Origin of the sequence: Brachybacterium sillae (assembly GCF_025028335.1) — a bacterium.
Lineage (GTDB): Bacteria > Actinomycetota > Actinomycetes > Actinomycetales > Dermabacteraceae > Brachybacterium > Brachybacterium sillae.
Genome location: NZ_JAFEUW010000001.1, coordinates 866,271 through 889,578 on the forward strand (window position 1 = coordinate 866,271; position 23,308 = coordinate 889,578).

The following is a 23,308-nucleotide window of genomic DNA, read 5'->3' on the forward strand; positions in this document are numbered from 1 at the left end:
TGAGGGCCGGGGGTGTCGTGCGGGCTGGGCGTGCGGCGCAGGGCCGCGCGGATCAGCGCTTGGAGTACTGCGGGGCCTTGCGGGCCTTCTTGAGGCCGGCCTTCTTGCGCTCGATGATGCGGGCGTCGCGCGTGAGGAACCCGGCCTTCTTCAGGGCCGGACGGTTGTTCTCACGGTCGATCTCGTTGAGCGCACGGGCGATGCCCAGGCGCAGCGCACCGGCCTGGCCGGAGGCGCCGCCGCCGTGGATGCGGGCGATCACGTCGAAACGGCCCTGGAGGTCGAGCACCTTGAACGGCTCGTTGACCTCCTGCTGATGCACCTTGTTGGGGAAGTAGTTCTCCAGGGTGCGGCCGTTGATGGTCCAGGTGCCGGTGCCGGGCACGAGGCGCACGCGGGCCACGGCCTCCTTACGACGGCCGGTGCCGGCGCCGGGCGCGGACGCGGACTGGCCGCGGCCGACGGTGCCCTCCTCGGCGGTGGACTCGGTGGTGTAGTTCGACGGAGTGGTCTCGTCGATCTCCGGGATGCTGGTATCGGTCACGGTTCTCCTCAGGTCTTTCCGTGCTGCAGGGCGTGAGCGCGGGGCGCCCGCGCTTACTGCGCCACCTGGTCGAGGGTGTAGGCGACGGGCTGCTGCGCCGCGTGGGGATGCTCGGGGCCGGCGTACACCTTCAGCTTCTTCAGCTGCTGGGTGGCCAGCTTGTTCTTCGGGAGCATGCCCTTGATCGCCTTCTCGACGGCGCGCTCGGGCTTGGTCTCGAGCAGCTCGGAGTACTTGACGCCGCGCAGACCGCCCGGGTAACCGGAGTGGCGGTAGGCCAGCTTGGTCTCCCGCTTGTTGCCGGTCAGGGCCACCTTGTCGGCGTTGATGATGATGACGTAATCGCCCGCGTCCACGTGGGGCGCGAAGACCGGCTTGTGCTTGCCGCGCAGCAGCTGGGCGGCGTGGGAAGCGAGCCGGCCGAGGACGACATCCGTCGCGTCGATGACGTACCAGGACCGCTGGATGTCGTCGGCCTTCGGGGTGAACGTACGCACTCGTGCCTTCTTCTCTCGTATGTGGTGCCCTGCGGGCGCGCGAACGCGCACCTCGGGTGCAGGGCCCGGTTCGATGGTCCGTGGACACGCCTCGCTCGGTCGGGGCATGGCCGCTCCGCTGTGCTGGCGCGTCCGACCTGACGATGGACGGCTCGCCCCGCGACGTGTGTGAGGAGCCCGCTTCGCGCCGGTGTGAGAGTCGGCAGCGGCGTCGGGCGCACGTCATGGCACAACGACGTCCCAGGATAGTGGCCGGGAATCACCCCGGTCAACGCGCGACCAGGGGCGATGCGGGTCTCACTCCGCCCGCCGGGCCTGCGGCGGGGCTGCGAACTGCGGCGGCGCGTCGCCGGAGCCGGCGGCGTGTGGCGCATTCCACGTGACGGCGGGGGTGTCGTCCGTCAATGCGCGTACGGCGCGGGACAGGGCCGCCCGCTCCGCCAGCATCTCGTCGGGCGGGTACTCCACATGCTCCAGGGTGAGGCCCTGCGGCGGGCACATCGGTGCGGCGCCGACGCCGTCGCGTCCGGCGGCGTCCCGGGTGCGGGCGGCGAGCACCCGCGCCGGCCAGTCCACGTCCCGCCGCCCCTCCCCCACGGCCAGCAGCGCCCCCACCAGGGATCGGACCATGTGGTGGCAGAAGGCGTCGGCCTGCACGGTGACCACCACGAGCCCCGCATCGGCCCGCCCTGTAGCGGGCCGCTCCACCGAGAGGTGCTGCAGGGTCCGCACCGTGGTGGCGCCGGGGCGGGGGCGGCAGTAGGAGAGGAAATCGTGCTCCCCGACCAGCAGCTGCGCGGCCTCATGCATCGGTGCCGGATCGAGCACCCGGCGGTGCCGCAGCACGTCGCGGCGCAGCGGGTCGTGCACCTGCGGGGAGTCGCTGAGCCGGTAGCGGTATCGGCGCCACAGGGCACCGAACCGCGCGTCGAAGGCGGGGGGCACCGGCCGGGCGCGGCGCACCACGATGTCGGCGGGCAGCACCCCGCCGAGCCGCTGCACGAGGGCGTCGGCGGGGGCGCGGTCCGAGCGACCGGGGAGGGCGGCGAGCGCCTCGGCGTCGAGGTCGAGGTGGACCACCTGGCCGCTGGCGTGCACCCCGGCATCGGTGCGCCCGGCGACCGTCACCGGCACCTCCCGACGGGTGACGCGCGCGAGTGCCGCCCGCAGCTCCCCCTCGACCGTGCGCCGCCCCGGCTGCGCCGCCCACCCGTGGAAGTCGGTGCCGTCGTACGCCAGATCCAGGCGCAGGCGGGCGGGGCTGTCGGGAACGGCGGTCATGGCCCGGGATGCTAGCCGGGCGGAGCCGGTGGACGCTCGACTGTCGGGTCGGATCGGTAGGCTCGGGCGCGTGAAGATCCTCGTCATCGGCTCCGGTGGGCGCGAACACGCGATCGTGCGGCGCCTGTCCCGCGACAGCATCCCCCACGAGCTCCACGCCGCCCCCGGCAACCCGGGGATCGGGCAGCTCGCAACCCTTCATCCGGTGCCCGTCGGGGACCTCGATGCGCTGGTGGCGTTGAGCCGGCAGCTGCGGCCGGACCTCGTCGTCGTCGGTCCCGAGGCGCCGCTGGTGGCGGGGCTGGCCGACCGGTTGCGGTCGCAGGGCATCACCGTGTTCGGGCCGGGCGCCGAGGCCGCCCGCCTGGAGGGCTCGAAGTCCTGGGCGAAGGAGATCATGGCCGCCGCAGGGGTGCCGACCGCGGCGTCCGTGACGGTGCACGACACCTCCGCGCTGGAGGCGGGCCTGGATCAGGTCAACCCCGATGGTGCGGTGCCGTACGTGGTGAAGGCCGACGGCCTCGCCGCCGGCAAGGGCGTGGTGGTGACGGATGATCGTCTCGAGGCCCTCGCCCACGGCCGCGCCGTGCTCGACGCCGGAGGGTCGCTGGTGCTGGAGGAGTACCTGGACGGCCCCGAGGTGTCCCTGTTCTGCCTGTGCGACGGCCAGCGGGCCGTGCCGCTGCAGCCCGCGCAGGACTTCAAACGCGCCATGGAGGGGGACGAGGGACCAAACACCGGCGGCATGGGGGCGTACTCGCCGCTGCCGTGGGCTCCGGAGGGGCTGGTCGACGAGGTCGTGCGGACCGTCGCCCAGCCGACGCTCACCGAGCTGGCCCGCCGCGGCACCCCGTTCGTCGGCACCCTGTTCTGCGGGCTCGCGCTGACCGCCCGGGGGGTGCGGGTGGTGGAGTTCAACGTCCGCTTCGGCGACCCCGAGACGCAGGTGGTGCTGGAGCGGCTGGCCTCGGATCTCGCGCCGCTGCTGCTGGCGGCCGCGCAGGGTGACCTGTCGGCGGTGCCGGCCCCGGTCTGGTCCGAGGACGCCGCAGCGACGGTGGTGATCGCTTCCGAGGGGTACCCGGCGAGCAGCCGCACCGGCGACGAGATCGGCGGGATCGAGGCCGCGGAGGCGGGCGAGGCGACGCACGTGATCCACGCCGGCACCGCGCAGGACGCGCAGGGTCGACTGGTGAGCGCCGGGGGCCGCGTGCTGTGCGTGGTCGCCACCGGCGCGGACCTCGCGACCGCGCGGCAGCGGGCCCTGGACGGGGTCGACGCGGTGCAGCTGGAAGGGTCACATCACCGGCGTGACATCGCCCGCGCCGCAGCCGAGGGGACGGTGGGAGCATGACCGAGCCGATGATCAGCGCGCCGACGCTCGAGGGCTGGGACCTCGCCGTCAGCGGGAAGGTGCGGGAGCTGTACGTGCCCGCCGGGACCCCGATCATGCAGGCCACCGAGGTGCTGGTGGTGGCGACCGACCGGATCAGCGCCTACGACCACGCCCTGGAGCCGGGGATCCCCGACAAGGGACGGATCCTCACCGGCATGAGCCTGTTCTGGTTCGAGCATTTGGCGGATGTGGTGCCGCACCATGTGCTGTCGTCGACGGACGTGCCCGCCGAGGTCGCGGGCCGGGCGCTGCGCTGCCGCGGCCTGGACATGGTGCCGCTGGAATGCGTCGCCCGGGGCTACCTGACGGGCTCGGGGCTCGCGGACTATCAGCGCAGCGGGACGGTGGGCGGCCATGACCTGCCCGCAGGGCTGATCGAGGCGTCCCGCCTGCCGCGGCCGATCTTCACGCCCGCGACGAAGGCCGAGCAGGGCGCGCACGACGAGAACATCACCGTGGAGGAGGCGCGGGAGCGGCTGGGCGCGGACCTCGTCGACCAGCTGGAGGACCTCACGCTGCAGGTGTACCGGCGGGCGCTGCAGATCGCCGCCGAACGGGGCATCGTGCTGGCCGACACCAAGCTCGAATTCGGGCATTCCCGCACCGACGGCGCCCTGACCCTCGGGGATGAGGTGCTCACCCCCGATTCCTCGCGGTTCTGGTTCGCGGACACGTACCAGGACGGCCGGGTGCAACCGAGCCTGGACAAGCAGTTCGTGCGGGACTGGCTGACCTCGCCGGACTCCGGATGGGATCGCGGCTCGGCCACCCCGCCGCCGCAGCTGCCCGCGCAGGTGGTGGAGCAGACCCGGGAGCGGTACGTCGAGGCGTACGAGCGGCTGACCGGTACGCGGTTCTGACCGGGGCGCGCGGCGGCTCGGGCACGACCTGCCCGAGATATCGGCGCCCCGGCCACCGGCCGCATCGGACAGACACGGCCGGCCCGCGATGCTCGGATCTGAGCGATCAGATCTCGACGACCGGATCCTCGGGCCAGTCACGCACCTCGGTGCCCTCCGGGGCGAGGTCCGTCGACTGCCGGAGGTAGATCTCCCGGCCCTCGGTGCTCACGACCGCGTCATGCACCGGCAGGGCGAGGACCGGACGGACCTCGCGCAGGAAGTCGATGGTCTCCTGCATCTTCGACCACGGAGCCACCACCGCGAAGGCGAGCGCATCGATGCCGCGGAACGCCTCGACCGGTTCGAGGGAATCCCCGGTGACACCCAGCCGGCGGGTCTCCCCCTGGGTCGCCCCGTCGGCCGGCGCCCGCCGCGCCTCGAACACATAGCCGACGTTCCCCACGCCGGGGATGTCGGGGTGGATCACCGCGTGGCGGCCGCCGTGGGCCTCGACCCGCAGCGTGGCGCTGTTCTCCCCGGACAGCTCCAGGGCCTCCCCCGCCCGCAGCGGTTCGATGATCCTCTGACCCGGGGCCTGCTCCACGAGCTGCGCGAGCTCCTGGGCGGTCTCCGGCTCCGCGATCACGCGCGCCTTCGGGTTCGCCTCCAGGAGGGAACGCAGGGTGTCCGGGTCGGCGTGGTCGGGATGCTGATGGGTGAGGAGGACGGCATCGAGGTCGGTCTGGGACGCGGCCTGCGGACTGAAGGTCCCCGGGTCAATGAGGACGCGCAGGCCGCCGGCCTCGACCAGCAGGCAGGAATGACGCAGGTGACGGATCTTCATCTCGTGCTCCTTCTCGAACGTGGGTCGACTCGACCCTAGGAGCGTCGCCTGGATGCCCCACGACCGTAGACTGGGCGCCGACAAGTCGGCGCGCCCCCCCCGCGCCCACCCCCATGCCCCGCACCAGGAGAGCCCATGCCGCGCATCGTGGTCCACGTCATGCCCAAGCCCGAGATCCTCGATCCGCAGGGCAAGGCCGTCGCGGGGGCGCTGCCGCGCCTCGGTTTCGAGGGCATCGCCTCGGTCCGCCAGGGCAAGCGGTTCGAGCTGGAGCTCGAGGGTGAGGCCACCGAGGAGCGTCTGGCGATGGTGCGTGAGGCCGCGCAGACCCTGCTGTCGAACCCGGTGATCGAGGACGTCGTGGCGATCGAGGTCGAGGACGCCACCACCGAGGGGCGCGCCTGATGCGGATCGGAGTCGTCACCTTCCCCGGGACCCTCGATGACCGGGACGCGCTGCGCGCCGTCCGCCTCGCGGGCGGGGAGCCGGTCATGCTGTGGCACGGTGAGGATGACCTCGCCGATGTCGACGCCGTGGTGCTGCCCGGGGGTTTCAGCTACGGCGACTACCTGCGCGCCGGGGCGATCTCCCGTTTCGCACCGGTGATGGACAAGGTCGTCGACGCCGCCCGCGGCGGGATGCCGGTGCTGGGCATCTGCAACGGTTTCCAGATCCTGTGCGAGACCCATCTGCTGCCGGGGTCGATGATCAAGAACGCCCACCTGTCCTTCATCTGCCGCGACCAGCCGCTGCGGGTGGAGAACCCCCGCACCGCCTGGACCACCGCGTATGAGCAGGACCAGGTCATCCGCGTGCCGCTGAAGAACCAGGACGGCCAGTACGTAGCCGATGCCCGCACCCTCGACGAGCTCGAAGCGGAGGGCCGCGTGGTGTTCCGGTACGTCGCCGGTGCCACCCACGGCCCCGCCGGGTTCGAGGTCAATCCGAACGGGTCGCGTCACGACATCGCCGGCATCACCAACGAGTACGGCAACGTCGTCGGCCTGATGCCGCATCCGGAGCATGCGATCGAGGCGGGCTTCGGCCCCGACATGCCCGGGGAGGGCACCCGCACCGGCACCGACGGTCTCGGCGTGTTCACCTCTGTGCTGCGGGCCCTGGTCGACTGACCGCCTCCAGCACAGTGAAGCGGCGGTCACGCACCCGCTGACGCACCGGCCCGACGCGCCGTTCGACCTCGGGCCGGTAGCGCAGGTGGGAGTTGTGGACCATCCACAGCCGGCCTCCGGGGCGCAGCACCCGGGCCGCGGCGTCGAGCAGCCCCTGCACCAGGGTCGGATCGACCCCCGGGCCGTCATGGAACGGCGGATTCAGCAGCACCAGGTCCAGCGACTGGTCCGGCACGCCGCGGAATGAGGGCTCCCACCGCAGCTCGACGCGGTCCCGGAACTCCGGCCTCCACACGGACTCGAGCGTCCGCCCGGTGGAGTCGATGGCGTCGGCGTCATCGTCCGCCGCGACGACGCGTGCCTGCGGCAGCGCCCGCAGCAGGTACGCGGTGAGCAGGCCGTTGCCGCAGCCGAGGTCGCCCGCGGTCTCCACCGCGTCGAGCTCCCCACCGCGCACCACCTCGTCCAGGGAGGCCAGCAGCAGCAGGCTGCCGGCGTCGGCCGCGGCACCGCCGAACACGCCCCCGACACCGCACAGGGGGATCGTCTCGGCGGCCCCGCGCACGGTGACCTGAGCCTGTCCCGCCATCACCGGCGGCTGCTCGAGATCCTTTCGCGGCCCGGTGGCGAGCAGCGCCCGCGATTTCCCCACGCCGCGCTGCGCCTCCACCTGCGTAAAGGCGGCGGCCAGCACCTCGTTCTGACGGCGGGTCATGTGCTTCACGCGCCCGCTCGCGAGCAGGCTGAAGCCGATGTCGCGGGCCGCGGCGGCGCGGGCCAGGGCGCGGGCCCGATGGTCGAGGGCGAGCAGGGCCTTCGGCAGACGCACCAGGGCCGTCTCGGCCGTCGACGCCCAGGCGACCTCCTCCAAGGGAACGGGACCGACCGGATCCAGGCCCGCCACCACCAGCCGACCGGCCTCGATCGCCTGCGGGAACCGTTCGGCGAGCGCCTCGGCGGCGCGGCGGGAGGTCTGCCAGGCCACCACCCGGCCCGTCTCCAGTCCGGTCGCGGTCAGCGCTCCGGTGACGTCGTCGATCACCAGGATCTCCCCGCACTCGCGCACGGCAGGCAACCGGTCGAGGTGTTCGAGGGCGGCCCGGTCGGTCTGGTCGGCCCGGTCGGGCAGGGCGGTCAGGGCGGCCCGGTCGGTCTGGTCGGCACCCGGCATCACGCGCGGCGCCCCGCCCGGCCGCGCGGCTTCAGGCGCAGCCCCGGCATCCTCGGCGCCGGCAGCGCGGCGGGTGTGTGCTTTGGCCACGGGCCGAACTGGGTGTCCCCCTCCGCCCACGGCGTCTCGGCCTCGGGGTCGCCGATGGCGGCCTGGTAAGCGTCGCGGAAGCGTGCGATCTCGTCGTGGTCCCGGCCGATGAAGTTCCACCACATGACGATGTCCTCGCCCAGCGGCTCCCCGCCGATGAGCACCACCCGCAGCGGTTCCTCCCCGAGCGCCTCGACCCGCACCTGCTCGGCGCCGTCCGGCAGCACGGCATTGTCACGCTCGGCGATCTCGGCGGTGCCACCGGCGACCTCCAGACGGGCCCGGCCCCGGTCGACGATGAGGGCGTATTCGTGGGTGGTGACCAGGTCCAGGGTCGCCGCGGCCCCGGCGTCCAGCTCCACCTGCACCAGGTGCAGGGGCAGGTCGGTCTCCACCGGGCCGTCGTCCTCGACGCGTCCCCCGGCGTCGTCGCTCACGCGGGCACTGCCGAGGCCGACGCGCACCTCCATCCGCTCCGTGCGATGCACCGCCGCGGTGTGCACCAGGAATTCGCGGTCCCGGAAGCGGGTGCGGTCGGGCAGCGCGTACCACAGCTGCAGCCCGTGCAGCACAGTGGTGTCGTTGGTGGAGAACTCGGAGTGGGTGATCCCTCTCCCCGCGACCATCAGGTCCACGTCACCGGGGTTCACCAGGGCATGGCTGCCGAGGGAATCACGGTGGGTGATCGCCCCCTCGAACAGCCACGATACGGTGGCGAGCCCGGTGTGGGGGTGGCGCGCTACCGCCATCCCGCCGGTCTCGGCGACGTCGTCGGGCCCGAAATGGTCGGCGAAGCACCAGGCACCGACCAGCGAGGTCTCGCGCGCCGGAAGCGTCCGCCACACGGGCATGGCGCGCGGACCCCCGAGCGGCACTTCCCGCGGGGTGAGGACGGTGATGCGGTCGATGGTGCTCATGGCCCGGAGTGTACGACCCGCGCCTCGGGGCCGGGTCCCCTCACACCAGGGCGGTGACGTCGACGACGAACGCCCGTCGCGGCCCCTTCTCCCCGCGCCCGGGCACCCAGCCCACGACGTGCGTGGAGTCGGTGACCCGGTCATCCTCGTGCCGCACCAGCACCGTCGACGGCAGTGTCACGGGGGCGTCGAAGTCGACGGTCCACTGCAGCGGTCGTGACAGGTCCGCACGGGATTCGGTGAACGCCCGCGAGGCGGTGTACATCCCGTGGGCGATGGCCCGGGGGAACCCGAAGGCGCGGGCGGTCAGCGCCGACAGGTGGATCGGGTTCGCATCACCGGAGACCTCCGCGTAGCGGCGGCCGGTGTCGGCCGGCAGACTCCAGCGTCCCGTCGGCATCGGCGGCTCGAACTCGCGACGGGGACCGCGGGGGGCCGACGGATCCTTGGCCAGGTACGTCGAGACGTCGGTCGCGATGATGCGGCCGTCCTGGTCGTGGATCGTGGCGACCGCCTCGAGGGTGCGGCCCTTCGGATGCGCGGTGAGGTTCCGGGTGCGCACCTCGACATCCACAAGCTCCCCGACCGACACCGGCCGATGCTGCAGCAGGTCGTTGCGCAGGTGGACCAGCCCCAGCAGCGGCAACGGGAAGTCACCGCGGGCCATGAGCGCCAACGCCACCGGGAAGGCCAGCACATGCAACACTCCCGGATGCACCCGGTCGGTGGCCGGACCGCCCATCAGATGGTCGAAGGCGGCGGCGCGCTGCGGGTCGATCCGCACCCGGCGCACCCGGTAGGCGACGTCCGGGAGCGTCGAGGGGCGACGACCGCGGCGCGGCGCCAGGGCAGCGGCGTACACCGCGGGGAAGCTCGGCACATCACTCAGGTCGCGGATCCGCTCCTGCTGCTGGGGCATGCCGCTCACTTCCCGACGATGTTCTGACCGCATACGCGCACCGTATCGCCACGCAGGCCCCCAGCGGGGTCCGACGCGAGGAACGCGACGGTCTCGGCGACGTCCACCGGCAGCCCGCCCTGCTGCAGGGAGTTCACCCGGCGGGCGATCTCCCGCTGCACCGCGGGGATGCGCGCGGTCATGTCGGTCTCGATGAACCCGGGCGCGACGGCGTTGGCGGTACCGCCGAACGGCGCGAGGTCCTGGGCCATGGACCGCACCACCGCGACCATCCCGGCCTTCGAGGCGGCGTAGTTGGTCTGCCCGCGGTTGCCGGCGATGCCGCTGGTCGAGGCGAGGCACACCACGCGCGGGCGCTCGCCGAGCACCGCCTCCGCCGTGCCGGGTGCACCGGCCTCCAGCAGGGCGCGGTGCAGGGCCAGCGGGGCGGCGATGTTCACACCGATCACGGGGTCCCACCGCTCCGGGGTCATGTTGGCGAACAGCTTGTCGCGGGTGATGCCGGCGTTGTGCACGACCACGTCCAGCTGCAGGCCCCGCTGCCGCAGGGCGGTCACGAGACGGTCGCCGGCGTCGGCGGCGGTGACGTCGAGCTGCAGCGGCACGGCGCGCAGATCGTTCGCCAGGCGTGCCAGCTCGGTGCCGGCAGCGGGCACATCGAGGAGCACCAGCCGGGCGCCGTCGGCGTGCAGCGTGCGGGCGATCGCGGCGCCGATCCCTCGCGCGGCGCCGGTCACCAGGGCGGTGCGCCCGGACAGGGGCCGGTCGTGCGCGGACTCGGTCCCGGCGGCATCGACGTGGAGGAACTGCCCGTCGACGAAGGCACTGCGAGCCGAGAGCAGGAACCGCAGGGCGCCGACGACGGCCGGTGCATCCAGCGGGACCTCATCGGCGACGAGGATGCCGTTGGCGGTGCCGCCGCGGCGCATCTCGTGGGCCAGCGACCGCACGAAGCCCTCGACCCCGCCGCGGGCGGCGTCCCGGGCGGCGTCCTGGGTGCCGGCGGGCCGGGAGATCGTCACCACGCGGGCGCCGGGCCGCAGGGAGCGCATGGCCCCGGCGAGCGGCAGCAGGATCTCGCCCAGCTCACCGGGGTGGGTGACCTCGTCGAGCACCGCCACGACGGTGCCGATCTTCTGCAGGTCGTCGGGGCGACGGTGCACGTCGGCACCCCAGTCCAGGAGCAGGCGCGCGATGGTCCCGGCGCCGGAGGAGCGGCCCAGCACGACGACGGGGTCGAGCACGGGCTGGGGGCGGTCCTCCCGGCGCAGCAGGCGCTCGGGCCGCGGCAGTCCCAGACGCCGCGCGATCATCGCCCCGGGGGCGGTGCGGACCAGACGGCTGTAGGTGTCGGTGCTCATCGCTGACCTCACTTCCCGTCGGATTCGAGCAGCGCCACGGTGCCCTGACCGCCCGCCGCGCAGACGGACACGAGACCGCGCTGGGTGCGGCCGGTCTCCCGGGCCCGCCGGTGCAGTTCCTTGGCGAGCGCGGCGACGATCCGTCCCCCGGTCGCGGCGAAGGGGTGCCCGGCCGCGAGGGAGGAGCCGTGGACGTTCAACCGGTCGCGGTCGATGGCCCCGAGGGCGCGGTCACGGCCCAGGCGGGTGCGGCAGAACTCCTCCGACTCCCAGGCGGCGAGGGTCGCGAGCACGGTGGAGGCGAAGGCCTCGTGGATCTCCAGCAGGTCGAGGTCCTGCAGGCCGAGTCCGTGGGCGTCGAGCAGCTCCGGCACCGCGTAGGCGGGGGCCATGAGCAGTCCCTCCTCGCCATGGGCGAAGTCGACTGCGGCGGTGCGGGCGTCGACCACTCGGGCCAGCGGGGTGAGGCCACGCTCGGCGGCCCACTCGCGGGTGCCGAGCAGCACGGCGCTGGCGCCGTCAGACAGCGGGGTGGAGTTGCCGGCGGTCATGGTCGGTTCCGCCACCGCAGGGTTGGAGGTGCCGAAGACGGGCTTGAGCCCGGCGAGTTTCTCCAGGGAGGAGTCGGCCCGCAGGTTCTGGTCGCGGCCCAGGCCGCGGTACCCGGTGACGAGATCGTCCTGGAAACCGGAGGCGTAGCTGGCGGCGAGGTTCCGGTGGGAGGCGAGAGCGAGCTCGTCCTGCGCCTGGCGGGTGATCCCCCACTGGGCGGTGGTGACGGCCTGATGCTCACCCATGGACATGCCGGTGCGGGGCTCGGCGTTGCGCGGCGGCACCGGGGCGAGATCGCCGGGGCGCAGGGCAGCGAGCGCCCGCAACCTGTCGGCGGGGCGCTTGGCGGCGCTCACGCGGTGCAGGATCCGGCGCAGTCGCGGGGTCACCTCGATCGGGGAGTCGGAGGCGGAGTCCACGCCGCAGGCGATCGCGGAGTCGATCTGGCCCAGGCGGATCCGGTTGCTCACGTGCAGCACGGTCTCGAGGCCGGTGGTGCAGGCCTTGGAGAGGTCGATGGCGGGGGTGCGCGGGTCCAGCGGGGTGCCCAGCGCGCTCTCCCGGGTGAGGTTGAGGTCCCCGGCGAGTTTCAGCACGGCCCCACCGGCGACCTCCCCCAGGCGCTCCCCTTGGAGCCCGAACCGGGCGACGAGGCCCTCGAGCGCGGCGGTCAGCATGTCCTGGTTGGAGATCCCGGCGTAGGGGCCGCCCAGCCGGGCGAAGGGGATCCGGTTGCCGCCCAGCACGTAGGCGTCTCGAACGGTGAGGGTCTCGGGCATCGCGCACCTCTGCGGGTCGGGGTCCATCGCGTCGGGGTTTACTAGGACGCTCGGTACTTGATACCGTACGTCCCGTGAAGGCTTCCGCGCAAGAGGTCCGTCCCGCCACGATCGACGGCCGCTCGGCCCGCTGGGCGCAGCACCGCGCCGAGCGCCGCGGGGCCCTGCTGGATGTGGCCCGGCACTGCATCCACGAGCAGGGTCCCGACGTGACCATGGAGGACATCGCCGCGGCCTCCGGAACCTCCAAGAGCATCGTGTACCGGTACTTCACCGACAAGGCCCAGCTGCAGGAGTCCCTCGGCGCACACATCCTGGAGGGCATGCACCGCCGCCTGGTCGAGGACCAGCGCCTGCTGGAGGCTGATGCGGGTCGCGCGCCGACACCCGAGGAACGACTGCGGGCCATGATCAGCGCCTACGTGCGCACCGCCCGACGCTCCCCCAACGTCTACCGCTTCGTGACCCGCCCCAGCCAGGGCCTGGGCCGTTTCCTCGAGGACTCCGCCCGCCTCGTGGTCGAGGCGCTGCCTCCCGACACCCCCGACGTCGACCTGTGGTCCACCGGCGCCATCGGCTTCGTGCGCGATGCCGTGGACCGCTGGATGTCCCACGCCGACTCCGACGTCGACACCGACCCCCACCCCGACGCGCTCAGCGCCGATCAGCTCACCGACCGCCTCGTCCAGTGGCTTCTGAAGGGATGGACCCCATGACCACCTCTCCCGCACCCGACACCACCCTCGGCGACCACCCCGGTCCCACCCCCACCGGCCCCCTGCCGGTGATCCCCGACGGGGCGCCGCACCTCGACGTCGCCCTCGTCACCGAGACCCTGCTGGGCCGCTGGCGCGAGGCCCGCCTGGCGGGGCGGGAACGTGCCGCGCGCCCCGAGCTCCACCGCCCCCTCGACATGACGGTGGCCGATCACCGCGAGCGGGTGCTGGAGCAGATGCATCTGCTGGCCGCCGAGGACGTCTCGCGACCGATGCTGCCGGAGTCCCTCGGCGGCCCCAACGACAACGGAGCGAACCTCGCCGCCTTCGAGGAGCTCGTGGTCGCCGATCCGTCACTGCAGATCAAGTCGGGGGTGCAGTGGGGCCTGTTCACCTCCGCGATCCTGCAGCTGGGCACCCAGCCGCACCATGAGGCCTGGGTGCCGGGTGCGATGAGCCTGGAGACCCCCGGGGCCTTCGCGATGACGGAGATCGGCCACGGGTCCGACGTGCAGTCCCTGGCGACCACCGCCACCTACGACCCGGACACCGAGGAATGGGTGATCACCACCCCGTTCCGCGCCGCCTGGAAGGACTACCTGGGCAACGCCGCGCTGCACGCCCGCGCGGCCACCGTCTTCGCCCGGCTCATCACCCGCGGTGTCGACCACGGGGTCCACTGCTTCTACGTGCCGATCCGCGACGAACAGGGGAATCTGCTGCCCGGCATCCAGGCCGAGGACGACGGCCCCAAGGGCGGCCTGAACGGCATCGACAACGGCCGCCTGGCCTTCGACCACGTGCGGGTGCCCCGCACCCATCTGCTGAACCGCTACGGGGACGTCGCGCCCGACGGGACCTACTCCTCCCCCATCGACTCCCCCGGCCGCCGCTTCTTCACCATGCTCGGCACGCTGGTGCAGGGTCGTGTCTCCCTGGACGGTGCCGCGAACCGGGCGAGCCAGCTGGCGCTGCACATCGCCATCACCTACGCCTCCCAGCGCCGCCAGTTCGCCGGCCCCTCCCCCACCGAGGAGACGGTGCTTCTGGACTATCAGAGCCACCTGGCGCGGCTGCTGCCCAAGCTCGCCGCCACCTATGCGGGCGCGTTCGCCCATGAGCAGCTGCTGATCGCCTTCGATGACGTCTTCTCCGGCCGCGGCGACACCCCGGAGGCCCGCGAGGACCTCGAGACCCTCGCGGCGGCGCTGAAGCCGATGTCGACCCGCCTGGCGATGGACACCATCCAGGAGTGCCGCGAGGCCTGCGGCGGTCAGGGGTACCTGGCGGAGAACCGCCTCGTCGGCCTGCACCAGGACCTCGACGTGTACTGCACCTTCGAGGGCGACAACACGGTGCTGCACCAACTGGTGGCCAAGCGCCTGCTGGCGGATGTCTCCCGAGAGCTGCGCAGCATCGACCGGGCGGGCATCGGTCGGTTCATCGCCTCTCGCGCGGAGACCCTCACCAAGCGGCACACCCCCTGGAACCGTCTCGCGCAGGATATCGCCGATCGCGGCCAGGTGCGCCGCTCCGCCGAGACGCTCCGCCAGGCCGAGTTCCAGGAGCGGCTGCTGTCGGACCGTGCGCGGGTGAAGGCCGAGGAGCTCGCCCTGACTCTGCGCGGCGCGGCGAAGGCCGACCCCGCCGAGGCCGCCGCCCTGGTCAACAAGCACCAGGTGGAGATGCTCGCCGCAGCGCGGGCCCACGCGGAGCTGGTGCTGTGGCGCTCCTTCTCCCAGGGGATCGCGCAGATCACCGACCCCGGCACCGTCGCCGTCCTCACCGACGTGCGCGACCTGTACGGCCTCACCCTGATCCAGGACGACCTCGCGTGGTTCCTGCTGGAGGGTCACCTCTCGGCGCAGCGGGCGCGCGCACTGCAGGCCGACGTGAAGCGCCTGCTGTGGCGCTTGCGGCCCCACGCGCTCGACCTGGTCGCCGCCTTCGACCTGCGACCGGAGCATGTGCGCGCCCCCATCGCCCTGGGCGAGGAGGCCGAGCGGCAGGCCGACGCGGCCGCCTGGTTCCGTGCCCAGCGGGCCTCCGGTGAGGCTCCGATCAGCGAGAAGGCCCAGAAGAAGGCCCGGGAGCGGGCACAGGGGACACCCCGGGACCAGTGATCACCCGGAAGGCCGGGGTGGCCCCCGGCCTCACCCCACCTGCTGATCCAACCACTCGAGGCGGCGGCGCTCGTGCAGGGCGCCGCCGCCCTCGTGCCCGTTGAACTCGTACACCGCGATCTCCTTGTCGCTGCCGCCCCAGGCGGTGAAGCTCGCGAACACCGTCGACGGCGGGCACACCGTGTCCATCAGCGCCACCGAGTAAAGCACCGGGCAGGTGGCCCACGGCGCCAGCAGGGTGCCGTCGATGAACGACAGCGTGCGGCGCACCGCCGCCGCGGCCTCACGGTGCGTGGCCAGGTACCGGGTGAGATCTCCGCGTACGGTTCCGCATCGACCAGCCCGACGGCCCGCGGCAGGTCCTGCAGGAACGGCACATCGACGAGGGCGAGGTCCACCCCCGGCTGACCTTCCCGGGCACCCAGCGCCGCTGCCGCGATGGCGAGCGCCCCGCCCTGCGAACCGCCCGCCGCGACCACCAGCACCCCGGGCACCAGTTCCCGGGCCACCTCGACCGCCCGCGCGGCGTCGGTGTAGGCACGGCGGTAGTAGTAGGTCTCCGGATCCTCGATGCCGCGGGTCAGCGGGTTCAGCCCGGACACCCCCAGAGCCTGCGGGTCGGGGGTGTCCCCGCCACGCACCAGTCCCCAGCCCTGACCGCGGGTGTCGACCAGAAGCCGGGCGTGCCCGGCCACGGCGTAGGCGCTGACCTCGTGGGGTTCGCCGCGCCCGCCGCCGTACCCGATGTACTCGACGACGATGCTGCGCACCGGCCCGTCCGTCGGACGCTGCAGCCAGGCGCGGATCTCGTCACCCCCGAAACCGGTAAAGCGGACGTCGGAGACCTCCAGCAGCCGCAGAGGCGTCGGGACGGGCTCCACTCGGGTGGGCCGGGCGGCGGCGCGGGCGTCGGCGAAGGTCCGGTCCCAGAACTCCTCGAGGTCGTCCGGCGCTACGGCGGTGGTGCGGCGGGTGCGCAGCTGGTCCAGGGGCATATCGAAGAAGGCCATGCGCCCATCCCAGCACACCCGCGCCCGTAGAATGCTGTCGGCCTGCGTCGCGCGCGCACGCACCCCCGATCCCGTGCGAGAGAGAAGACCGGATCCCTCATGAGCGACTCCTCCCACAGCCCCGTCGGTGACGCCGACACCGTCGATCACGCGCTCGCCACGCCCGACCAGGAGCAGCCGTGGGCGGACCTCGGGCTGAAGGAGGACGAGTACGCCCGGATCCGCGAACTGCTCGGCCGCCGCCCCACCAACGCCGAGCTCGCCATGTACTCCGTCATGTGGTCCGAGCACTGCTCGTACAAGTCCTCCAAGGTGCATCTGCGCCGCTTCGGCGAGCGCACCACCGAGGCGATGCGCGAGCACCTGCTGGTGGGCATGGGGGAGAACGCCGGTGTGGTCGACATCGGCGACGGCTGGGCCGTGACCTTCAAGGTCGAATCGCACAACCACCCGAGCTACGTCGAGCCGTACCAGGGCGCCGCCACCGGCGTCGGCGGCATCGTCCGCGACATCATCTCCATGGGCGCCCGCCCGGTCGCGGTGATGGACCAGCTGCGCTTCGGGGCGATCGACCACCCCGACACCGCCCGCGTGGTGCACGGCGTGGTCGCCGGCATCGGCGGCTACGGCAACAGCCTGGGCCTGCCGAACATCGGCGGGGAGACGGTGTTCGACGCCGCCTACCAGACGAACCCTCTGGTGAACGCCCTGTGCCTGGGGGTGCTGCGGCATGAGGACATCCACCTGGCCTCCGCCACCGGCCCCGGCAACCACGTGGTGCTGTTCGGTGCGCGCACCGGTGGTGACGGCATCGGCGGCGCCTCGATCCTCGCCTCGGAGACCTTCGAGGACGAGGGCCCCACCAAGCGCCCCAGCGTGCAGGTGGGTGACCCCTTCATGGAGAAGGTGCTCATCGAGTGCTGCCTCGAGCTGTTCGCCGAGGGGGTCGTGGAGGGCATCCAGGACCTCGGCGCCGCCGGCATCTCCTGCGCCACCAGTGAGCTCGCCTCCAACGGCGGCTCCGGCATGCACGTGGACCTCGAGAAGGTCCTGCTGCGCGACCCCACCCTCACCGCCGGCGAGATCCTCATGAGCGAATCGCAGGAGCGGATGATGGCGGTGGTCTCCCCCGAGCGCCTCGCCGACTTCGAGCGCATCACCGCGAAGTGGGAGGTGGAGGCCGCCGTGATCGGCACCGTCACCGGCGATGGCCGCCTCACCATCGACCACCACGGACGACGGATCGTCGACGTCGACCCCCGCACCGTCGCGCATGAGGGCCCCACCTACCACCGCCCCTATGCCCGCCCCGACTGGCAGGACGCCCTGCAGGCCGACCGGGCCGAGGACCTCCCCCGCCCCTCCACCGCGGAGGAGATCGCGGCGACGCTGCGCCGCGTGATCGCGAGCCCCAACCTCGCCTCCGCCGGGTGGATCACCGACCAGTACGACCGCTACGTCGGCGGCAACACCGCCCTGGCGATGCCCGACGACGCCGGGGTGGTGCGGGTGGATGAGACCACCGGCCGCGGCGTCGCCCTCGCCACGGACTGCAACGGCCGCTACGCGAAGCTCGATCCCCGTGCCGGGGCGCAGCTGGCGCTCGCCGAGGCCTACCGCAACGTCGCCACCAGCGGCGCGGTGCCCCTGGCGGTGACCGACTGCCTGAACTTCGGTTCGCCCGAGGACAGCGGCCCCATGTGGCAGCTGGTCGAGGCGATCGAGGGCCTCGCCGAGGCCTGCGAGACCCTGGCGGTGCCCGTCACCGGGGGCAACGTGTCGCTGTACAACTCCACCGGAGAGCCGGGGCGGATCGATTCCGCCATCCACCCCACCCCCGTCGTGGGTGTGCTCGGGGTGTTCGACGACGTCGCCCGCCGCACCCCCTCCGCGTGGCACGAGGAGGGCCTGGCCCTGTTCCTGCTGGGCACCACCCGGGAGGAGCTGTCCGGATCGGCCTGGGCGCAGGTGGAGCATGACCATCTCGGCGGTCTGCCGCCGCGCGTGGACCTCGCCGCGGAGAAGGAGCTCGCGGAGATCCTGGTGGCCGCCTCCCGTGACGGCATGGCCGATGCCGCGCATGACCTCTCCGAGGGCGGCCTGGCGCAGGCGCTCGTGGAGGCCTGCAGCCGCTTCGGCGTCGGCGCCCGCGTGGTGCTGGACGACCTCTGCACCCGCGACGGCATCGACCCCTTCGTGGCGCTGTTCTCCGAGTCGCAGGCCCGCGCCCTGGTGGCGGTGCCGCGCAGCGAGGAGGTGCGCTTCACCGACATGTGCACCGCCCGCTCGTTCCCGCTGCTGCGCCTCGGCGTCACCACCGGCACCGACCTGGACATCCAGGGAGTGGGCAGTTTCCCGGTGGCCCAGCTGCGGGAGCTGCGTGAGGGCACGCTGCGCTCCGCATTCGGCAACGCCCCGACGTCGGACCAGGTGGTCTGAGCGTCGGGGCGCGGACCCCGGCCCTGCCTGCGGAGCCGGGGCGCGTCCTCTCAGACGGTGAGGTAGATCTCGTCCGCGGCGCCCAGGCGGATTCCGAGCTGCGACTCCCCGGCCAGGAGCCCACCGGAGGGCAGCGGCAGGGCGAGATCGGCTTCGAACGACTCCCCCAGGTCGAGCTGCTGCTCGGGCAGGGCAGGGCCGTCGATGACCGTGCCGCCGTGGTGCAGACGCACGGTCACCTCACGGAGGTCGACCGGCTCCAGTGTGCCACTGGTCAGCATGAGGTGGACGATGGCGGCCTCGGCGGTGGTCTGGCTCAGGTACGCCATCACGGTGAGGGCCCGCGGGCCGTCGGCGAGGACCAGCTGGGAGTCCTCCTCCAGGGCGTCGGAGCGGGTGCGGCCCTCAGTGCCGTCGAGCTGGTCGTCGGTGCGACGGATGGGCCGGGCGACACTGGCGCGGCCGATGCGACGGCCGGGGGTGGGCGGCCCGACGACGACCGGGTCGTCGGTGGTGGGCGGGGCCTCGGTGGGGAACGGAACGGTCACGGGAGCTCCTGGTGCTGGTACGGGTCGACGGCTGGCGGATCAGGCGAAGGGACGCTTCACGGTCGGCTTCACGAACCGGGTGCCCCACAGGGATCCCGAGTACGCCAGTTCGTGGGTGTCCGGGTTGGCGGCCTGGATCATCCGCCCGTTCCCCAGGTACAGGGTGACGTGACGGACGATGCCGTTGCTGTCCCCGTAGAAGATGAAGTCACCGCGCTGGCGTTCCACCAGTGGCACGCTCTTGAGCTTCGTGTCGGCGTACATCATCTGGCTGGTGCGGTAGGTCGGCTCGGCATGCCGCACCACCGTGATCGGAGGCAGTTCCAGACCGGCAGAGTACAGCGCCTGCAGCAGCAGACCGGAGCAGTCGTATCCCGCCACGCTGTCGTCCTTCCAGCCGGCACCGCCCCAGGTGTACGGGGAGCCCTTGCACGACTGGGCGAAGCGGATCATCTCCTCGATGCGGGTGGTGCGGGAGGCGTTCTTCGCGACGCGCACGGGCGTGGTCCAGGCGTCCATGGTGAAGGGGTACTCGGGGGCGAGCTTCGCCCAGGTCGCCGCCCCGACCACGCCGTCGGCCGTCAGGCCGTTGCGCTTCTGGAAGGCGATCACGGCCGACTCGGTGGTCGCGTCGTACGTCTGGGCGCTTCCCGTGCGCGAGATCCCCAGCTTCTTGTGGATGATCCGCACACGCGTGCCGTTCCACCCGCGCCGCAGCGGGACCCCTCCGGCCACGGGGGCGATCGCGGTCACCGGCCCGTGAAGGCTCTCCGGCGGGTTCCATCCGGAGTAGTAGGTGCGGTAACCGCCCTCGAAATCCTGCCGCCACCCGGCGCCGTAGGTACGCACCGGGCCGGTGGGGAAACCGAGGGACCCGGGCACCAGCCCGGCACTGCGCCACTCGGTGCACAGACCTCCGGTGGAGGCGTGGGCGGCCCCGCCGTCGGGTCCGGCGATGACCACGGCTCCCCCGGCGAAGGCCTGCTGGGCCCCCCGCTTCCCGGATCGACCGGAGGGGACGGTCGTGGCGTTGCCGGTGGGCAGACCGTAGCTGCCCCACATGGCTCCACCGGCCCAGTAGGTCCGGGCGATCGCCCCACGGACGGTCACGCCCTTCCCGAAGACACCACCGTTGACGTAGCGGTAGAAGAGCGCGGCGACGGCTCCCCGCTCGATCGACTGCAGCGGCCGGTAGGTGCCGTCCTGGTAACCGGTCATGAGGCCGATGGTGCGGGCCCAGCCCAGGGCGGCCGCGAAGGGATGGGTAGTCGGCACGTCCCGGAACGGGACGGCGTCGGCGACGGACGGGGAGCCGGCCAGCCGGTGGAACATCACGACCGCAGCGTCACGGGCGATGTCCGCCAGCGGACGGAAGGTGCCATCGGGCCAGCCGCGCAGGATGCCATTGGCCACACACCAGCTGATCTCTCGGTAGAACTGGCTGGAGACCGGCACGTCCCGAAACGGGCTGGTCGTCGGAGGAGTGAACGCCGGGGAGCCCTGCAGGCGGTACACGAACGCCGCCATCGCGTCCCGGTGCACCGGGGCATCCGGCCGGAAGGTCCCGTCCGGCCACCCGGTGGTGATCCCCCGGTCGGCGAGCCAACTGGTCTCCTTCGCGAAGAGGTGCGTGGAGGGGACGTCCCGGAAGCTGGCGGCGTGCGCGGCGGGGGCGAGGGACCAGGCGAGGACCCCGCCACCGGCCATCAGCAGTCCGCGGCGGCCGAGGGGCGACGAGGTGTCGGACGAAGGGCGAGTGTTCGGCATGCCCCGAAGCTAGGGGCGGGCCGGCGCCCTCAGACCCGTTCGGAACGTCCGGGATCATCCGAGGGGATGTGCCGCCCGTCACCCCCGACGCAGGTCAGGCACGATCCGCCGGGCGATCCGCGACAGACCCTCCGCCCGGCCGCGCACCCGCCGGACGACTCCGAGAGCGACCTCGGTACGGTGCTCAAGCCGAGCGGAACGCTCGTCGATCCGCTGCATCTGCTCCCGCAACCCGGCCAGTTCGCGTCGCAGTTCCTCGTTCTCCTCCCGCAGCGCGTGGGTGATGAACATCGGCAGGCCGAGGCCGTTCTCGGCGACCCACCGTTGCAGCTCAGCTTCACGCAACCGGGCGTCATACTCGCGATGGGTGGCGGCCCCGGCGAACATCGAGTTGCTGGCGTCTCCCTCGGCACTGGGCCGAAGTCGCCACTGCGCGAGGGCCTTGGGGATGGTGTCGATGCGGCCGTGCTGCAGCAGCTGCAGGTGGAAGGCGTAGTCACCGACCACCGGGAGATCCTCCCGGAACGGCCCGATGCGCTCGTGGACCGCGCGCCGGTACACCATGCAGATCGGCACATGACGGTTGATCCGCACGTAGTCGACCAGGTGGGCACCCTGCAGGTGCGGCCACAGGACGTGGTGCTCGTCCTCCACCATCCCGCCGTCCGCCGCCCGTTCGGTGACGGCGAGGACCTGGGTGATGACGGCGTCGGCCTCGGGGTGCGCCTCCAGGTGCGCGAGGGTCTCCTGCAGGAACGTCGGATGCCAGGTGTCGTCATCATCGTGGATGACGATCAATCCGGCGCGTGCCTGACGCACTCCGGCGTTGGAGGCGGCCTCCATCCCGGTGGACTCCTCACGCCGCAGCACCCGCGCCCGTCCGGCGAGCTCACGCGCATGCCGGTCCAGCACCGTCTGGGCGGCGCCCGGACGGCCGGCATCGTCCACCACGATCAGTTCCCAGTCCCGACGTGTCTGGGACAACACGTCCTGCACGGCCCGGTCCAGGAACTCCGGGCGGTCCTTCGTGCGGGTGATGATCGAGACCGCCGGTGCGTCGGCGGGCGCCGACAGCACCGGAGCGTGCTCGACGGTGCGGCGAGGCCGTGCCAGCGGGAGCACCTGCGGAGGCTGCGAGGCCTCGTCCCCGCCGGTCTGCAGGACCGTCTCCACGTGGTCCCACCAGGACCGGTGGGCAACCCTCTGGGCTTCGGCGCGGGCACGCCGATCCTCACGGGCGGCGGGGTCGCGCTCCTCGGCGGCCAGGCGCTCCGCCACCTGCGCGATGCGGTCGACGTCGGCGGCATCGCGTACCGGATTCCACAGGTCCGCAAGCGGCACGACGGCGTCGTCCAGGCCCGCGCTGTCCAGGACCCCGCCCAGGCGGGTGAGCCCGTACCGGTTCGTCGGCAGCGCCAGCACCGCCGCTCCACCGGCGAGGCCGAACACCGCTGGATGGAAGCGGGTGGTGACCACGACCCGCGAGGACGCGGCATGGGTTGCCGCCTCGACGTCACTCTGGAGCGGGCGCAGGCTCACCGGGGTCCGCATCAGCGCCGCCACACGTGCGTGCCGGTCGACATCGATGCCGGTGCCGTCGGGCTCGGCCATATGCGGCACCATCTCCAGCGGCAGCCCGGTCGCGGCGGCGATCGCGTCGAGCAGCGCGGCGAGCACGCGATCGGCGGTCTCCGGCTCCAGGGGGTCCGCATCCGCCGCCAGGGTGATGCTGACGCGGTCACGGGTCGCGGCGGGCAGCTGCAGACCGAAGGCGTCATCAACGATGGTGCGCACCGCAGGATGGTCCGGCACCAGTTCCCGGGCGATGGCAGTGCTCAGCTCGTCGCGCAGCCCCACCAGGCTCGACAGCTGCAGCAGCTCCCGCACCCGCTCCCGATCCTCCAGCGTCAGCCACGGCCCGAGGCTCTGACCGCTGAGGATCACCGGGACACCGACGGACCGCGCCACCAGGGCCGTGGCCAGACGCTCGTCGAGCAGCCAGCCGTACCGGGAGTTCAGGGACCCGCCCCCGCCGATCACCAGGGCATCCACATCCCGCAGCGCCTCACGCAGGGCGAGCGTCTGCCGGCCCGCCGGGGTGTCGGCGGAGCCGCGGGCCGCGCCGGCGGGGTCCAGGGCCGCCCGCACCCCGCGCAGGAACGCGGCACGCTCCGGGATCGGCCAGGGGAACACCAGGGTGCGGGCGCGGGGCTCGGGCGCGGGACCGGCGGGCCCGTATCCCTCCTCCCGCGAGATCCTCAGCACCTGGTGCCCTCGGCGGCGCAACTCGAGGGTGGTGGCAGTGGCGATGGCCTCATCCCCCACGTGGTAGATCCGCTGGTCCACATCGCACAGCAGTGCAACGCGCACGGTGTCCTCCTG

21 protein-coding genes are annotated in these 23,308 nt (G+C 72.7%); 7 read left to right on the forward strand and 14 right to left on the reverse strand.

The window, feature by feature from the left end; genetic code table 11:
• Positions 1-52: 52 nt before the first annotated feature.
• The 3 genes from rpsI to truA form a co-directional block, all read right to left on the reverse strand.
• On the reverse strand, positions 53-544 hold the full coding sequence (rpsI, locus tag JSY14_RS03925) for a 30S ribosomal protein S9 (RefSeq protein WP_259557454.1): 492 nt from the start codon (positions 542-544) through the stop codon (positions 53-55).
• Positions 545-597: 53 nt separating this feature from the next.
• Complete coding sequence (rplM, locus tag JSY14_RS03930; RefSeq protein ID WP_259557455.1) at positions 598-1,041, reverse strand: 50S ribosomal protein L13; 444 nt, start codon at positions 1,039-1,041, stop codon at positions 598-600.
• Between the two features lie 297 nt (positions 1,042-1,338).
• Positions 1,339-2,322, reverse strand: a complete 984-nt coding sequence (gene truA, locus JSY14_RS03935; RefSeq protein WP_259557456.1) for a tRNA pseudouridine(38-40) synthase TruA — start codon at positions 2,320-2,322, stop codon at positions 1,339-1,341.
• 70 nt (positions 2,323-2,392) lie between these two features.
• Between truA and purD the strand changes: the two genes are divergently transcribed.
• Both purD and JSY14_RS03945 read left to right on the forward strand, forming a co-directional pair.
• Entirely contained in the window at positions 2,393-3,676 is a 1,284-nt protein-coding gene (purD, locus tag JSY14_RS03940) for a phosphoribosylamine--glycine ligase (protein ID WP_259557457.1), read from the forward strand.
• Positions 3,673-4,578, forward strand: a complete 906-nt coding sequence (locus tag JSY14_RS03945; RefSeq protein ID WP_259557458.1) for a phosphoribosylaminoimidazolesuccinocarboxamide synthase — start codon at positions 3,673-3,675, stop codon at positions 4,576-4,578. The genes purD and JSY14_RS03945 overlap by 4 nt, the downstream gene beginning before the upstream one ends.
• A gap of 106 nt (positions 4,579-4,684) precedes the next feature.
• Here the strand turns inward: JSY14_RS03945 and JSY14_RS03950 are convergent, their stop codons facing one another.
• Positions 4,685-5,404: an MBL fold metallo-hydrolase gene (locus JSY14_RS03950; protein WP_259557459.1), complete on the reverse strand. Its 720-nt coding sequence runs from the start codon at positions 5,402-5,404 to the stop codon at positions 4,685-4,687.
• A 135-nt stretch (positions 5,405-5,539) separates the two neighbouring features.
• Here JSY14_RS03950 and purS point away from each other — a divergent pair, with 135 nt between their 5' ends.
• Positions 5,540-5,809: a phosphoribosylformylglycinamidine synthase subunit PurS gene (gene purS, locus JSY14_RS03955; RefSeq protein WP_259557460.1), complete on the forward strand. Its 270-nt coding sequence runs from the start codon at positions 5,540-5,542 to the stop codon at positions 5,807-5,809.
• Complete coding sequence (gene purQ, locus JSY14_RS03960) at positions 5,809-6,534, forward strand: phosphoribosylformylglycinamidine synthase subunit PurQ (protein WP_259557461.1); 726 nt, start codon at positions 5,809-5,811, stop codon at positions 6,532-6,534. Before purS ends, purQ begins: the two co-directional genes overlap by 1 nt.
• On the opposite strand, the gene JSY14_RS03965 is transcribed toward purQ, so the two are convergent.
• The 5 genes from JSY14_RS03965 to JSY14_RS03985 are packed head-to-tail and all read right to left on the reverse strand — an operon-like array spanning position 6,503 to position 12,323.
• On the reverse strand, positions 6,503-7,795 hold the full coding sequence (locus JSY14_RS03965; protein WP_259557462.1) for a class I SAM-dependent methyltransferase: 1,293 nt from the start codon (positions 7,793-7,795) through the stop codon (positions 6,503-6,505). The genes purQ and JSY14_RS03965 overlap by 32 nt on opposite strands.
• A complete protein-coding gene (locus JSY14_RS03970; RefSeq protein ID WP_259557463.1) occupies positions 7,705-8,712 on the reverse strand; it encodes a pirin family protein in 1,008 nt (335 codons plus the stop codon). Before JSY14_RS03970 ends, JSY14_RS03965 begins: the two co-directional genes overlap by 91 nt.
• Positions 8,713-8,752: 40 nt before the next feature.
• Positions 8,753-9,631: a MaoC family dehydratase gene (locus tag JSY14_RS03975; protein WP_259559546.1), complete on the reverse strand. Its 879-nt coding sequence runs from the start codon at positions 9,629-9,631 to the stop codon at positions 8,753-8,755.
• 5 nt (positions 9,632-9,636) lie between these two features.
• Complete coding sequence (locus JSY14_RS03980; protein WP_259557466.1) at positions 9,637-10,992, reverse strand: 3-oxoacyl-ACP reductase; 1,356 nt, start codon at positions 10,990-10,992, stop codon at positions 9,637-9,639.
• Between the two features lie 8 nt (positions 10,993-11,000).
• Positions 11,001-12,323, reverse strand: coding sequence for an acetyl-CoA C-acetyltransferase (locus JSY14_RS03985; RefSeq protein ID WP_259557467.1), 1,323 nt, complete (start codon positions 12,321-12,323; stop codon positions 11,001-11,003).
• 74 nt (positions 12,324-12,397) lie between these two features.
• Between JSY14_RS03985 and JSY14_RS03990 the strand changes: the two genes are divergently transcribed.
• Both JSY14_RS03990 and JSY14_RS03995 read left to right on the forward strand, forming a co-directional pair.
• A complete protein-coding gene (locus JSY14_RS03990) occupies positions 12,398-13,039 on the forward strand; it encodes a TetR/AcrR family transcriptional regulator (protein WP_259557468.1) in 642 nt (213 codons plus the stop codon).
• Positions 13,036-15,162, forward strand: coding sequence for an acyl-CoA dehydrogenase family protein (locus JSY14_RS03995; protein WP_259557469.1), 2,127 nt, complete (start codon positions 13,036-13,038; stop codon positions 15,160-15,162). The genes JSY14_RS03990 and JSY14_RS03995 overlap by 4 nt, the downstream gene beginning before the upstream one ends.
• A gap of 30 nt (positions 15,163-15,192) precedes the next feature.
• Here the strand turns inward: JSY14_RS03995 and JSY14_RS12450 are convergent, their stop codons facing one another.
• On the reverse strand, positions 15,193-15,432 hold the full coding sequence (locus JSY14_RS12450) for an acetylxylan esterase (protein WP_349773584.1): 240 nt from the start codon (positions 15,430-15,432) through the stop codon (positions 15,193-15,195).
• Positions 15,351-16,172, reverse strand: coding sequence for an acetylxylan esterase (locus JSY14_RS04000; RefSeq protein ID WP_349773585.1), 822 nt, complete (start codon positions 16,170-16,172; stop codon positions 15,351-15,353). Before JSY14_RS04000 ends, JSY14_RS12450 begins: the two co-directional genes overlap by 82 nt.
• 99 nt (positions 16,173-16,271) lie before the next feature.
• On the opposite strand from JSY14_RS04000, the gene purL reads away from it, so the two are divergent.
• Positions 16,272-18,611, forward strand: coding sequence for a phosphoribosylformylglycinamidine synthase subunit PurL (gene purL, locus JSY14_RS04005; protein WP_259557471.1), 2,340 nt, complete (start codon positions 16,272-16,274; stop codon positions 18,609-18,611).
• Between the two features lie 50 nt (positions 18,612-18,661).
• Here the strand turns inward: purL and JSY14_RS04010 are convergent, their stop codons facing one another.
• The 3 genes from JSY14_RS04010 to JSY14_RS04020 all read right to left on the reverse strand — a co-directional run bounded on the left by JSY14_RS04010 (position 18,662) and on the right by JSY14_RS04020 (position 23,296).
• Positions 18,662-19,159, reverse strand: a complete 498-nt coding sequence (locus JSY14_RS04010) for a hypothetical protein (RefSeq protein WP_259557472.1) — start codon at positions 19,157-19,159, stop codon at positions 18,662-18,664.
• A gap of 39 nt (positions 19,160-19,198) precedes the next feature.
• A complete protein-coding gene (locus JSY14_RS04015; RefSeq protein WP_259557473.1) occupies positions 19,199-20,926 on the reverse strand; it encodes an S-layer homology domain-containing protein in 1,728 nt (575 codons plus the stop codon).
• Between the two features lie 78 nt (positions 20,927-21,004).
• Positions 21,005-23,296, reverse strand: coding sequence for a polysaccharide pyruvyl transferase family protein (locus tag JSY14_RS04020; protein WP_259557474.1), 2,292 nt, complete (start codon positions 23,294-23,296; stop codon positions 21,005-21,007).
• Positions 23,297-23,308 lie beyond the last annotated feature (12 nt).